This is a genomic window from Bacteroides fragilis NCTC 9343, assembly GCF_000025985.1.
Lineage (GTDB): Bacteria > Bacteroidota > Bacteroidia > Bacteroidales > Bacteroidaceae > Bacteroides > Bacteroides fragilis.
This window is the reverse complement of the sequence record NC_003228.3, coordinates 3,452,002-3,466,192: the sequence shown is the minus strand read 5'-3', so window position 1 is coordinate 3,466,192 and position 14,191 is coordinate 3,452,002. Positions and strand designations below refer to the sequence as shown.

Annotated in this window: 12 protein-coding genes; 6 read left to right on the top strand and 6 right to left on the bottom strand. The window is 47.7% G+C overall.

The window, feature by feature from the left end; translation table 11 throughout:
- Positions 1–75 precede the first annotated feature (75 nt).
- Positions 76–3,039, top strand: a complete 2,964-nt coding sequence (locus BF9343_RS14285; protein WP_010993212.1) for an AAA family ATPase — start codon at positions 76–78, stop codon at positions 3,037–3,039.
- An 88-nt stretch (positions 3,040–3,127) separates the two neighbouring features.
- The gene (locus tag BF9343_RS14280) at positions 3,128–3,346 is read left to right on the top strand and encodes a hypothetical protein (RefSeq protein WP_032533548.1); all 219 of its coding nucleotides are present in this window, start codon (positions 3,128–3,130) and stop codon (positions 3,344–3,346) included.
- Between the two features lie 305 nt (positions 3,347–3,651).
- Here the strand turns inward: BF9343_RS14280 and BF9343_RS14275 are convergent, their stop codons facing one another.
- The 5 genes from BF9343_RS14275 to BF9343_RS14255 form a co-directional block, all read right to left on the bottom strand.
- Entirely contained in the window at positions 3,652–5,418 is a 1,767-nt protein-coding gene (locus tag BF9343_RS14275) for an ABC transporter ATP-binding protein (RefSeq protein ID WP_005802963.1), read from the bottom strand.
- Between the two features lie 2 nt (positions 5,419–5,420).
- Positions 5,421–7,145, bottom strand: coding sequence for an ABC transporter ATP-binding protein (locus BF9343_RS14270; RefSeq protein ID WP_010993210.1), 1,725 nt, complete (start codon positions 7,143–7,145; stop codon positions 5,421–5,423).
- Complete coding sequence (locus BF9343_RS14265) at positions 7,142–8,308, bottom strand: metallophosphoesterase (RefSeq protein WP_005798721.1); 1,167 nt, start codon at positions 8,306–8,308, stop codon at positions 7,142–7,144. The genes BF9343_RS14270 and BF9343_RS14265 overlap by 4 nt, the downstream gene beginning before the upstream one ends.
- Before the next feature lie 112 nt (positions 8,309–8,420).
- Positions 8,421–9,005 carry a hypothetical protein gene (locus BF9343_RS14260; RefSeq protein ID WP_010993209.1) on the bottom strand — a complete coding sequence of 195 codons (585 nt, stop codon included), beginning with the start codon at positions 9,003–9,005 and terminating at the stop codon, positions 8,421–8,423.
- A 3-nt stretch (positions 9,006–9,008) separates the two neighbouring features.
- The gene (locus BF9343_RS14255) at positions 9,009–9,521 is read right to left on the bottom strand and encodes an RNA polymerase sigma factor (RefSeq protein WP_005802969.1); all 513 of its coding nucleotides are present in this window, start codon (positions 9,519–9,521) and stop codon (positions 9,009–9,011) included.
- A 288-nt stretch (positions 9,522–9,809) separates the two neighbouring features.
- Here BF9343_RS14255 and BF9343_RS14245 point away from each other — a divergent pair, with 288 nt between their 5' ends.
- On the top strand, positions 9,810–10,292 hold the full coding sequence (locus BF9343_RS14245; protein WP_005788988.1) for a YdeI/OmpD-associated family protein: 483 nt from the start codon (positions 9,810–9,812) through the stop codon (positions 10,290–10,292).
- A 67-nt stretch (positions 10,293–10,359) separates the two neighbouring features.
- On the opposite strand, the gene BF9343_RS14240 is transcribed toward BF9343_RS14245, so the two are convergent.
- Positions 10,360–10,788, bottom strand: coding sequence for a hypothetical protein (locus BF9343_RS14240; RefSeq protein WP_010993208.1), 429 nt, complete (start codon positions 10,786–10,788; stop codon positions 10,360–10,362).
- Between the two features lie 291 nt (positions 10,789–11,079).
- Between BF9343_RS14240 and BF9343_RS14230 the strand changes: the two genes are divergently transcribed.
- The 3 genes from BF9343_RS14230 to BF9343_RS14220 are packed head-to-tail and all read left to right on the top strand — an operon-like array spanning position 11,080 to position 14,046.
- Positions 11,080–12,216 carry a fibronectin type III domain-containing protein gene (locus tag BF9343_RS14230; RefSeq protein WP_005788982.1) on the top strand — a complete coding sequence of 379 codons (1,137 nt, stop codon included), beginning with the start codon at positions 11,080–11,082 and terminating at the stop codon, positions 12,214–12,216.
- Between the two features lie 27 nt (positions 12,217–12,243).
- A complete protein-coding gene (locus BF9343_RS14225; RefSeq protein WP_041926243.1) occupies positions 12,244–13,110 on the top strand; it encodes a porin family protein in 867 nt (288 codons plus the stop codon).
- Between the two features lie 48 nt (positions 13,111–13,158).
- A complete protein-coding gene (locus BF9343_RS14220) occupies positions 13,159–14,046 on the top strand; it encodes an outer membrane beta-barrel protein (RefSeq protein ID WP_005788975.1) in 888 nt (295 codons plus the stop codon).
- The last annotated feature ends 145 nt before the right edge of the window (positions 14,047–14,191 follow it).

The following is a 14,191-nucleotide window of genomic DNA, read 5'->3' as shown; positions in this document are numbered from 1 at the left end:
TTAAAAGATCTGTGTGAATCCTGTAGTGATCTGTGTTAATCCGTGTAATCTGTGGTGAAAGCAAACCGAATAACCATGAAGATACTAACCATACGATTAAAAAATCTGGCTTCCATTGAAGGAACTTTTGAAATTGATTTCCAAGCCGAGCCTTTACGCTCTGCCGGGATTTTTGCAATATCCGGACCTACAGGAGCCGGAAAATCTACGATACTGGATGCGCTCTGTCTGGCGCTGTATGATAAGACACCCCGCTTCTCCGCTTCGGTTGAGAGTCTTTATATGTCAGATATCGGTGAGAGTCGGGTGAATCAGGCCGATGTGAAGAATATCCTTCGCAGAGGGACGGGAGAGGGATTTGCCGAAGTTGATTTTTTAGGAGCGTCCGGACACTGTTATCGTTCTCGTTGGTCGGTACGCCGGACAGGAAGCCGGGCTAACGGTGCTTTGCGGTCGCAGACGATACAAGTGACCGATCTGACTGCCAATCAGGAACTACAGGGAACGAGGAAAGAGTTGTTGGCACAATTGGTGACTTTGGTCGGTTTGACTTACGAACAGTTTACCCGTACGGTGCTGCTTGCCCAGAATGACTTCGCTACTTTCTTGAAATCCCGTGAGTCTGCCAAAGCCGAGTTGCTCGAGAAGCTGACCGGAACGGAGATATACTCCCGTATTTCCAGTGAAATCTATCTGCGTAGCAAAACAGCCGATGCAGAACTGAATCAGCTGAAGAGCAATGCCACTCTGATCGAACTGCTTTCCGAAGAGGAAATCACTCTTCTACGGATCGAAAAAGAGAGTCTGACCAACCTTCGTGAACAGGGAAGCAAAGCATTGATAGACCTGAATGCACAGCTATCGGTGCTGCATACTTTGAAATTGCAGCAGGAGCAGCGTGATAAGAAAGTGCAGGATATGCGGCTGGATGAAGAAAAAAGTAAGAAGCTCCGGGAAGAATATACACGCCAGTCCGACTCTCTCATTCGCTTCAGGGGACAGTGTGAAGCTGTGCAACCCGATCTTAGCCGGGCACGTGAACTGGATGTTCAGATTCAATCACTGGTCAGCCAATCTAAGCAGGTAGAGGAGATACTGCAAGGTACTGAAAAGGCAGCGAATGCACAAGCCAATAAATTGCAATCTGTGCAGGGAGCCCTGCATACTTCCTGCCTTTCGTTGAAGAATCTGACGGGAGAGATCGAGCTACCGGTTACGGAAGAGACCGGGCTATTTCTTGAATCTATCCGGAACAGGCTGAAAGAGCAGGAAGACCAACTTGCCATTCTTCAGGAAAAGAACGAAGCGCGTGTGAACCGTCTGAATGCTTTTGGGATTGAAGCGGTGACTGACGAGCAAGCCCGATGGATGCAGGAACAAACCCGTTTGCAGAATGCCCGCCAGCAGATGTTGGAATGGAGAAAAGCGGGGACAGAGGCCGAACGTCTGAAAGCACAACAGGAAGAGATGGGGCACAAACAAGAACAGATGCGGAAAGAGATGACCCTTCTGACCACCCGGTTGTCAGAGAAGGAGGCTGAACTGAAAGTGCTGCAACGCCTTTTTGAGAATGTCCGTATCGCGATGGGGAAAGACGTTCGGACCTTGCGGCTGAATTTGCGTGAGAATGAACCGTGTCCGGTATGTGGGGGCACTGACCATCCTTATAGGAATGAGGAACAGGTAGTCCATAGTCTGTATCAGAACATCGAACAGGAATATCAAACCGCATCTGCTGAGTATCAGCAACTAAATAACCGGAATATTGCCTTGAAACAGGATTTGCTTCATCTGTCGGAATTGTCCGGAGAGATAACCGTACAGTTGCAGGCGTTCCTCCAAGAGGCTGAGCAGAAACGTCCTTCGTCTGAGGAGGAGCAAAATCCGGACTATTTTGAGAAACAATTGCATACCGTGCAAGGGAAGCTAAATCTGCTCGCGGAGAAAATGCACCAATACCATCAGCTCTACAAGGAATGGCAACAGCATGAGGGGCAGATCAGGACGGTTCGCTCGGCTTGTGAGGCTTTGCGCGAAGGGGTGGCCCGTTGCCATCTGTTGATACAGCAAGTTCTGGCTGCTAAAGAGCAATTTGAACTACTGAAAACGGCGGAAACGACTGCTCGGGAGCAGTTCCGAGTGGTCAGTGAACAGTTGATAACTCTCCGTCAGGAACGGGCTCCTTTGTTGAAAGGCAAATCTGTCGAGGATGCGGAAGCCGCTATTCGGAAAAAAGAAAAACAATTAAACGATTCCGTGGAACAGGTGCGCAAGGAGGGAGAAGAAGTCCAGTCGCGTATTTCCGGTATGCAGGGAGAGATCAGACAACTGAACAGCTCCATCGACGAATTGATGCTCCGGAAAGAACAGATAGCCGATCCGGAACATTTGCCGGAGACGATCGCCCGCCAGCAAGCCACCAATCAGGAGACCGAACGGCGTCTGTCGACCGTCGAAGCACGTCTTTTGCAACAGGAGCAAAACCGGAAGAAGCTGAAGCAACTGGAGCAGGAACTGACCGAAAAACAGGAGACAGCCAACCGATGGGGAAAACTCAATAAACTGATTGGCAGTGCGGACGGGACAAAGTTCAAGGTGATTGCCCAAAGCTATACGTTGAATCTGTTGCTGATGCATGCCAACAAGCACCTGTCTTATCTATCGAAACGTTACCGGTTGCAGCAGGTGCCGGGAACGCTCGCCCTGCAAGTGATCGACTGCGATATGTGTGACGAGGTGCGTACCGTTTATTCTCTTTCCGGCGGAGAATCTTTTCTGATTTCCCTGGCGTTGGCTCTCGGCTTGTCGTCTCTTTCGAGCAATAACCTGAAAGTGGAGTCACTTTTCATCGACGAAGGTTTCGGTTCGCTCGATGCCGACAGTTTGCGCACGGTGATGGAAGCTCTCGAGCAATTGCAGATGCAGGGACGGAAGATCGGAGTCATTTCCCATGTACAGGAGATGAGTGAGCGCATCGCCGTGCAAGTGCAACTCCATCGCGCGGCGAATGGGAAGAGTGCTATCACTTTGACAAGTTGATAATTGGAAATCGTCAGGCTGCGTTTTTTCGGGGCGGAGTGCGGTCCGAATGGAAAAATCGTTCTGTAGGGAGTTATGGGTTTGTCTTATGGACGGTGATTCCGCTCGCTTTCTGATAGAATGTCACAAGATAGGTGCGATTGCTTCGCTGAAGTATTTCCTTGAAGGAAAGCTGTGTCTTTCTGTTGTTCCTTTAAGTGCTTCGGACACTTCACAACCGGTACGGAAAACGCAAGAATCAGGGGAGAAAAACAGGACAATAGACCTGATGGACAAAAACAATAGGAGATATTTGAAAAAGAAGTAAGCATATTGGGGAAATGCTTACTTCTTTCGGACCAAATGCTTACTTCTTTTTCCTGAAATGCTTGCTTCTTTTGTGAAAAATCCCGGTTCTTCACCTGTTCAATCCCGGTTCTTCACCTCCGTAACCCCACTTTTGGGGACTTTCCCTCTCCGGTTTACTGCTTTTATCGAAAGGTGCTGTTTGTGAAACCGGGTATTTGCTTTCTTAATGTATCGCTATTTGCATCAATCACTTTCTATCTGATACCTCTTCCGAATCGGGATTACGGTTGCTCCATCCCCGGCGCGGTTTCCGTGGTAGTCCGTTTATTTGAATTGCTCTTCATTCAGCGAATAATATTTTCCCTTCAATGCAAGTAATTCCTGATGACTGCCTTGCTCGATGATTTCTCCGTGCTCCAGTACCAGGATGGTATCTGCATTGCGGATCGTAGACAGGCGGTGGGCGATGATCAGGCTGGTGCGTCCCTGCATCAACTGGTCCAATCCCCGCTGGATCAAGATTTCACTGCGTGTATCTATGTTGCTCGTTGCTTCGTCCAGCAACAGGATGGCCGGATCGGCCACTGCGGCACGGGCAATGTTCAATAGCTGCCGTTGCCCTTGGCTTAGGTTGGCTCCGTCGTTTTCGAGCAAAGTATCGTACCCTTGCGGCAAGCGTTTGATGAACGAATGGGCAGCGGTCAGGCGGGCGGCTGCCACTACCTCGTCATCCGTCGCACTGAGGCGTCCGAAGCGGATGTTCTCCCGTACCGTACCTGTGAAGAGATGGGTGTCCTGCAACACGATAGCCATCGAACGGCGAAGGCTGTTGCGCTCGATCCGGTCGATCGGGTGATTGTCGATGGTGATCTCTCCCGACTGAATATCGAAAAAGCGGGGAAGCAGGTTTAATATCGTTGTCTTTCCGGCTCCGGTGGCGCCTACCAGGGCTATTTTCTTTCCTGCCGGTGCATGCAGGGACACTCCTTTCAAGATGGTTTTCTCCGGACGGTAGCCGAAATACACATTTTTCAGGGCTACGTCTCCTTTTATATTTTTCAGTGTGACGGCTTCCGGAACATCCGCTTTCTCGGGCGCTTCATCTATGATTTCGAAGATACGTTCGGCTCCGGCTATGGCAGCCTGTATGCTGTTGTAAAGGCTTGCCAGTTCATTGATCGGGCGGCCGAACTGCCGTGAATATTGCAGGAAAGCTGCCAGTCCGCCTACGTCGAATCCGCGGAAGATGGCCAGTAAAGCCCCCACAATGGTGATGATCACATAGTTCAGCGTATTGAGGTTTTGCATGACAGGCATCATTAGCCCCGAGTAGAATTGTGCTTTCAACGATTTGTCCTTCAGGCTTTGGTTCAGTATCCCGAAGTCTGTTTCCACCTTCTGTTCGTGTCCGAATACTTTCACCACTTTCTGTCCGCTGATCATTTCTTCCGCATAGCCGTTCATCATTCCCAGTGCTTCCTGCTGCGCTTTGAAGTATTTCCGGCTCCGTTTCACAATGCCTTTGGCACTGAGGAACATCAGAGGGACGGTAATCAGCGTTACCGCTGTCAGTATCGGGCTGATAAAGATCATCAGGCAGAAAATACCGATAACCGTCAGTGCACTGGACAGCATATCGGACAGGCTGTCGGTCAATGCGTCACTGATGCGGTCAATATCGTTGGTGTACCGGCTCATGACATCACCGTGCTGATGGGTGTCGAAGTATCTGACAGGCAGACGTTCCATCTTGCCGAACAGTTCCTCACGCATCCGGGTCACGGTGCGTTGTCCTATCTTGTTCAGCAGGATATATTCGATGTAAGTAGCCGCCACTCCTGTCAGGTAGATAGCTGCCAGGAACAGCAGGATGCGCACCAGTCCCTGAAAGTCGCCCGGCAGGATGTAGTCGTTGATAATCGGGCGAAGCATGTACGATCCGGTGAGGTTGGCCGCAATGCTGATCACGATCAGCACACCGATCACAATCAGTAACCGCCGGTCACAGGCCACGTACGATATCAGGCGTAGAAATGTTTTCTTTCCCGCCTTAGGCTTTCCGCTGTATTTCAGATGATCTCCGTGTGCCATGGTCAGATAACGATTTGCTGTGAGTAATATATTTCCTGATACATTTCCGACCGTTCCAACAACTCTTCCGGGGTGCCGATGGATTCTATCTCCCCGTCGTCCAGCAGAATGACCCGGTTGGCCGATTGCATGGTGTATATGCGTTGGGTGATGATAAGTACCGTGGTGTCCCGCAGCCAGGCATTCAGGTTGTTCCGGATACGGAGTTCCGTTTCAGAGTCTACGGCACTGGTACTGTCGTCCAGTATCAATATCTTGGGTTTACGCAGCAAGGCCCTGGCGATGCAGATGCGTTGCTTCTGTCCGCCGGAAAGGTTGATTCCACCCCGTCCCAGCAGTGTGTCGTATCCGGCAGGCAACGAGCAGATGAACTCATGGGCTTCGGCGGCACGGGCTGCCACTTCGAGTTCTTCTTGCGTGGCATCCGGTTTTCCCCAGCGAAGGTTTTCGGCGATGGTTCCCGTAAAGAGTTCGTTCTTTTGCAGCACCATTCCGATGCGGGCATGGAGTTCGCGCAGGTTATAGTCTTGTACAGGGATGCCGTCAATGCGTATTTCTCCGGCGCTGACATCATAGAGGCGGGGGATCAGTTGCACGAGTGAACTTTTTGCCGATCCGGTAGCACCTGCTATGGCCACTGTCTCGCCCGGGCGGATGTGGAAACTGATGTTTCGTAATACGTCCGTCTCTCCGCCGCCATAACGGAAGCTGACCTTCTCGAAGGCGATCTCTCCTTTTTCAATCTCTCGGGTGCTCCGCATGCCTTCGGGTGTGTCGGTCAGCGAAGGTTGTGTGTCCAGTACCTCTAAAATACGTTTCGACGAGGCAGAAGCACGGGCATAAGACATGATGATCATGGAAAGCATCATTAATGACATCAACACCTGTCCCAGGTAGTTGACAAACGATATCAGTTCGCCTACCTTCAGCTCTCCGGTCATCACCTTGTGGCCTCCCATCCAGAGGATAGCGATGATAGACAGGTTCATCACCAGTTGCATTACCGGAAAGATGGAGACAATGATGTTGGAAGCATGAATCACCGTATCACGCAGGCTCTCGCTTTTGTCTTTGAACTTATGTGCTTCGAAGTCCTCTCGTACAAATGACTTTACCACCCGGATGTTAATCAGGTTTTCGCGTACCACCTCATTCAGTTGATCCACCTTCTGCTGAACCTTCAGGAAGAAGGGGAAACCTTTCCGGAGAATAAAGAATACGCTGAAACCCAATATAGGGATGGCAGCCAGCAGGACACCCGCCAGTTCGAGATTGATGCGTACAACGAAAAACACCGCCATGACAAGCATCAGCGGAGAGCGCAGCATCAGGCGCATCGACATCATGATGACTTGCTGGATGCGGCTGATGTCACTGGTCAGGCGGGTAATAAGCGAAGCCGTACTGAACCGGTCGATGTCGAAGAAAGAGAGTTGCTGTATCTTGCCGAAAAGGCCGGTGCGCAGATCGGTTCCGAAACCAATGGATGCATGGGAAGATACGTAAACATTGGCAATGCTGAAAATCAGTCCGACAATGGAGATCAGTATCATCTTTCCGCCCACGGCAGTGATGACGGAGAGGTCTCTTTGCATCACTCCGTTGTCTATAATATCCGCCATGTACATCGGCTGAACGGTTTCGCACATCACCGACACGAGTACCAGCAACGGGCATGCCAGCAGGCTTATTTGGTACTTCTTCAGTATTTGCCAGTATTTTTTCATTTATCCAGTGTTATCACGGTAATCTCCGGCCATGCTCCGAAGCGGAAAGGCAGACCTACGAATCCCATGCCGACGTTTACGTACAGCCCCCGGTTGTCCTCCATGTACATACCTCCCCATTCCGGATAAATCCAGGAGGCAGGCGAGTGATGTCCGATGGCCAGTTGCATGGCATGAGTATGTCCCGCCAACATCAGATCGATGTCCGATTGAGGTAACACTTCACGCCTCCAGTGGGTAGGGTTATGACTTAGTAACAGCTTGAACAGCCCGTTTGTTCCTGCCTGTGCTTTGGTCAGGTCGCCGTGCTGGGAGAAAGGAGGTTCTCCTTCGTTTTCTACCCCGATCAGGGCAATGCTGTCATTTCCCCGGTGTAGCAGGGTGTGCTCGTTGTTCAGCAGTATCCAGCCCATGTCGGCCTGTCTTTTCTTCAGGTCGTTCAGGTTGTTTACCTGGTCACGCTTGCTTTTCCAGCGATAGTAAGGTCCGTAGTCATGGTTCCCTAATATGGAGTAGACGCCGTCTGTGGCATGCAGTTGAGACAGTATCTCTTCAAATCCGTCCAATTCCGCAGCCCGGTTGTTCACCAGGTCACCCGTGAATACGATTAAGTCCGGTTTTTGTGCATTCACCAGGTCCACCATCCGTTGCAGGCTCTTGGCGTTTCCCTGCCAACTCCCGATGTGGATATCGGACAACTGGACAATGCGGTATCCGTTGAAGGCTTCGGGTAGACGGGGAGACCGGAAAGTGACCTCCTTTACTTCGAAACGGTCTTTGCCGACCATCGATCCGTAAAGAATCAGCGCCGCATTGAGTGTGGCAAGTACCAGTCCGGTTGCCACAAAGGGCTTCCGGGACCAGTGCAACCATCGGTTAAACGGGCGTCCGATGATGGAACAGATCGTGAAAATCAGTTTCGGTGAAGCAAATAGGAAAAAGACAACGGCAAAACGCCCTATCCATAACGTATGTTGCTCGGCGTATTCATAGTTGGCAAAGAAAGCCAGTGACACGACTCCTGCCATCAGGAAAAGAGTGGGGAAGAAGTACAGAATCCGCCAGAAAAGACTTAGAGTCAGTTGTTTGATAAATGTCCGGTAAATATAAATGTCCGGCAGTACAAGGATTACTATCAGAAAGCCTAAAACTCGTTGCAGCATATTTTCTTAACTATGGAGTTGAATACATAAAAAGAGGCGCAGGTAAGTTTTTTTGGGGGGACTTCCGAACGCCTCTTCAAAGTTAGAGAGAATTTGTAAAGTACGGTTTAAGTTAAGCTGTATGATTTAATTCTTTTAACTCGTTGAGGTTCTTCTTTATTTCTTTTATATGTCTTATGTTCCGGCGATACACCCATAGGCAGATTCCGAGCCCGATGGCCCAGACGATCAGGCTGACGATAATTCCCGCAGCACCATATTGCCAGACTTGCCTGTGGAAAAAGAAAAAAGTAGCCATCGCAAGCAGATAGAGGATACCTATGATCCATTCGCGAACCATCCATCTATGGTACCGATTGATGCGGGAGATGACTGTGACCAAAGGCATCTCATCGATCCGGGTCCGGCTCAGGTAATGGGCGGAGTACAAATCCCAGCAAAGAGCCGGGATGCACAGTGAGAGGGTTATCCAATAAAAAAGGTCTGTAAGTGTGTCGGCGCATATCCAGAAGAGCACCGCTAATGTCAGTATGCCGATCGAGGCAAAACGCAGTTTCCTGTTGAACCGGTCGATGCTGTTCATCTTGTTACGGGCACGTCCCAGCAGTTGTGCTATCTCTTTTTCTTCAATGAACTCCTTGTTTTTCAGGTGTTCATCCAGAGCATTCCACGATTTCTTCAAGTCATCCAGTTCCATATCTTATTCCTCCTTTTTCATCTTTTTAAGTTTGTCCTTGATCCGGCTCAGCTTAGTGGCTACATTGGTCACAGTCAGTCCGGTGATTTCGGCTATTTCCTCGTAGCTTTTTTCTTCCAGGTAAAGCAGTACGATCGATTTGTCCAGTTGTCCCAATTGATTGATCATCCGGTACAGTTGCCGCAGCATTTCCGTCAGTTCGTCTTTCTCTTCTGTCATCCAGTCGGCTTCGCGGGTCAGTGCGACGATTTCCGGCACATTCTTTTCCTTGCGGATGAAGCTGATGCAAGTGTTGAGGGCTATCCGGTAAATCCAGGTCGATATTTTGCATTCTTTCCGGAATTTGGGATAAGCTTTCCACAGATTGAGAATCACTTCCTGGTAAAGATCGCCGAGCGTAGCGTTCCGGGTGGTATACAGATAGCATACTTTGTAGATAACCCGCTCGTATTCCTTGATTACCGAGAGGAACTCTTTTTGTACAGGCTCGTTGATATGCGCCGGATTCAGGTTCATTGATCTTCTTTTAGGATTACTTTTATTTGGTTAGTCGCAAAGAAAAGGAAATAATCACAGAATAAGAGTGAAAATTGGTGGTAATTGGGGTTCGTCTCCGGATATTTATTAAATTTGGAAGCCATATGGATCAGTGAGCAATGGAGCGTTGGCATGAAGATCAGAAGGCTTTTATCAACCCATACCATACCCATTGGTCTTTCGTTCTGCCGGGTGAAGAAAAGTGATGCGGGGCGGAAAGTATGGGGAAATAGAAAAGATAGAATAGAAATAAACAGTCATTGACAAATGGAAGTACCCTTAGTGGATAAAGATTACTTGCTTGAGAGAACTCCCGGCAATGGAGGATGGACTTATGCACCCATTCCCGAAGTGCCGCAAGATAAAAAGGCACCTTTCGGCTGGGTGAAAGTAAAAGGAAGTATTGATGGTGTCGAAATCAAAAAGCACCATTTGATGCCAATGGGGAATGGAGAATTAGGACTTTCTGTAAAAGCTGAAATCCGTAAGAAGATCAAAAAGCAGGCGGGTGATTATGTACATGTTGTTTTGTACCTTGATGAAGAGCCGTCGGAGATTCCCGAAGAACTGCAATTGTGTTTGCAAGACGAACCTCGAGCATTGGAGTTTTTCAATTCACTGGCTGAAAACGAGCGGCACAATTATGTGAAATGGATCTATTCTGCAAAGACCGATCGGGCAAAAGTAGCCAGGATGGCCAAAGCGATTGACAGGCTTGCAAGCAACCTGAAGTATTACGATAAAGGCTGAATGTGTGGCTATATACATCGATGATCACTCATATTCAGATTCCGGATATATCCTGTTTACCTTCCCGTTATGCCTCGCATAACTTTGCTCCTATCACTTCAAGCAATAGGATGATAAACCATCCGAACACCACCAGCCGGGGAGGAATGATGCTTCTCCAGGCACTCCGGCGGTAATGGTGCCTGATAGCCGATACCCGGTCTTTCCGGTATCGTAGACGGGTACAAACGAAAGGGAGTAACATGCCGGCAAAAACAATTGTCACATCTATGCTCTCGCTAAAAAGATGAATCCCATTTAATCTTGTCCCAAAGGCAACAGGACCCCATATACAAAATGTCCAATAATTAAATATCACTCCGCTTCCCCATACGCGAGAATTTCTTTTCGACCACCGGTCACCGCAATAGTAAAGGTAATCAAAGAAATAAAATCGGTATTTCTTGGGATGTAACCGGCTGCGGGTACGTTCAAAATAATCGGGGTTCTGCATCATATCGTTATGGGTGTTTGCAATGGGGGTACTTCAGGGGGGTACCTCTGTCTGTAAATATAGGGAGATAATATTGAATATTTATTATTCCGGGGGGCTTTTCTTGCCTGAAGCAAAGTATATGCCGGTTGGCAACATCGGACGGTTTCCGGCCGGGGGGATGTTATTTGTTGTGTTTCCTTTATACCGGCTGGAGGATACTCCGGATTTGTAGAGAATCAAATTGTTTTATTTTGTTATATTTATGATAAATATTGTAACTTTGCGGACGATTAACACTATAAATAGACAAAGATGAACAAGAGAAAATTACTAGGCTTGCTCTGTCTGATGACATTGCTGGCTACCTCCTGTGATAATAAAGGAGATTATTGGGGGGCTATGGAATCTTCTAAAGCAACATTAACGTTGGAGCGGATTTGTGATATGGCTACGCTTTCACAAGATTCCGTGGAATTGCTGTCCAATATTCTGGGGATGAATACAGAAGAACTGTATCGGACAGACGTGGTCATGATAGGGAAAGTGACAAGTGAAGAAACCGGATTCTACCAGTATCCCAGATTCCTGATAGCTAAAGATCGAGAGATGAAAGAAGTGCTTACGGAAGCTTATGTACATCGTGATACAGAAGGGACTTTTTATGCTTTCCTGGAATCGAATATGCTCCCCGTGGGCGAAACTTATTATTGCGCCATGGTTGATTATAATTATGGCTATAACGGACGTCCGGGATTGCTGGACCATGTATTGGGCGGAAATACGCGTGGCGAACGTTACAGTGAAGTGAAGCCATTCCGCCTTTCAGGGTTGCCAAGATTGGTTGTGCACGATGCACATTTTACAGGATACAGTTTCTATTTATCTGCGGAGGTCCGTTTCAAAAGCAATGGCGGAATTATAGAACAGGGCGCTTGTTACAGTTCTACTAAAAGAATCCCTACGGTTGATGATCAGAAGACATTGGCACGGGAAACCCGGAATTATGACTATTCGTTTTTAGAAGTAGAGGTGACCGATCTGCTTCCCAATACACATTATTATATACGTCCCTATGTGACTACTGAGGAAGGGACAGGCTACGGACCGGTAGTTGAGTTTACAACCGAACCGGGTACGGAACCGATTATTGATTATTTCACGATGTATATAGATACCGATAGGTCGGTAAACCTGTATGCCACTTTCTATATAGATAATTATCAGATTACGCACTACGGATACAGCTATGGCATTTATTCTCCAGAAACGGGAACGGTGACGGATGAACAGAAGATAGAGGTTCCACTTGAGGATAATCACGGACAACAGCTTAGTAAAGTCATTACCGGATTGCGTCCGGGAATACTTTATGCTTTCCGTGTTTATGCGGAAAATGGAGTAGGGGTTACTTACAGTGGTTACCAGACCGTTAAGATTCCCGTAGAATAAGAAAATGGATTTAAAGAACGAAAACAGATGAAAAGAATAATAATAGGAATGATTGCCTGCATTTGCGCAATCACCGTAATGGCTCAGGTTCAGACACACGACGTAAAAGGAGTAGTATTCGATAGACGACAGCAACCTATTGTGGGAGCATTGGTCACCGCCAAAGGAACCAATATCAGTACAATCACCGATGTAGATGGCAAATTCCTCTTGCAGGAGGTTCCTCTTTCGGTAAAGAAAGTAGTCGTTACATCCATCGGGATGGAGACCCGGGAAGTTGACTTGAATGTACCGGTACAGCTGACCGGAAAACGTAAGAAGGTCTCGTTTGTGGCACATGCCGGTCTTAGTATGAGTAAATATACGATATATGGTTCCGACTTTAAAGTGGGATATGAATTCGGTCTGGGTATCGAGGTGCGTATGTCGAAGCGTTGGGCTTTTCAGCCTACCTTGCAAATCTGTAATCACGGAGCTGAGTTCAATGCCGAAAGATATGGCGTGAAATATCAGGAGACTTGGAATCCGGTATCACTGGATTTGCCGATGTTATTCATTCTTCGTTGTCCGATAGCCCGCAAAATGAATCTGGCATTTTCTATGGGACCTGTTTTTTCGTATGGTTTTGCAGGGAAAGTGAAAGCTAGCGAGACAGGCAAACCCGATGAAGAGTATGATATTTATAGCAGTGAGTATGAATACGACTATTCCGGTGGGAAACATTCTTTGCTGCATCCTTTCAGCTTTGGTGTGGCCTATGGCATAGGGGTGGAATACAAAAAGTGGCTGGCCGGTATTTCAGGAAAGAGCATGTGTCTGGGGCAGGATGATGAAGGCTTTGAAGCAAAAGAGCACAATCTGGTACTTACCTTGGGAGTCATTTACCGTTTCTGATGAAGCGGAAACGGATAATTGGATGTTGAATGTAAAAAACAGAAAGATATGAAAAAATATATAGCATTGGCATGGGTCTGCCTGGCATTGACCGACGTAATGGCACAAAAGCAAAAGGTAGTAGAGAAGGTTGTGGACGAAGATTACTATCCGGTAGAGGGTGCCGTGGTTACCCTGAAACGTACGAATCAGAATGCGACGACCGATAAAGACGGAGTATTTATACTGGAGGAGGTACCGGTATATTTTGATTCGTTACAAGTGAAAAAAGGAAAACGTAGCGGATATATAGATCTTCCGATGCGCATACAGATGCGCACACAGGTGATGCAACGCTTCTCGTGGTCGGTAAAGGCAGGAATTGGAGCAGGGAAATTCATGCAGGGGCCCGAATCGAAACTGAAAGACGGATTCAGTATCTATGGTGGGGTGGGAGCCGATATCCGGATGTCGAAACATTGGGCTTTTCAGCCGTCACTTTTGCTGGTTTCCCGTAAAATGAAAGGGTATGATTTCTATGGCTATTATGCCGAAAATAACGGAGATGGTTCTTCATCCGCTTCTTATGAGCAGGTCAGTGGCACTTATAATCCATTCTATTTGGAGATTCCTCTGTTGTTTGCACTGAAATACAGGGTAGGGAATGATATGAACCTGGTGTTCAGTTTCGGCCCTTACATTGATCTGGGACTTAGTGGAGATGAAAAGAGAGAATATATCAAGCATTATTACGATACGATGGAGGGCAATAAAACCGAGTCTGTTACCAATAGCCGGTCGTTGTTCGGTAAACGGTTTACAGGAGGATTCGCCTATGGAATCGGAGTAGAATACGGTCGTTTCCTGATAGGAGGAACCGGAAGAGTGGGATGTACTTCATGGAATCATTCGGAGGGCTTTATAGATGTAGCTTTTGAAATAGGATATCGTTTCTGAGATAATAGACCATGAAAAGGGGGTGTTTCATAACTCACCACAGATTACACAGAATTTACACAGAATGATTTTTAATCTACTGATAACCCATAATATTTATCTGTGTAAATTCCATGTAATCTGTGGTGAATACGAGTTTTGGCAC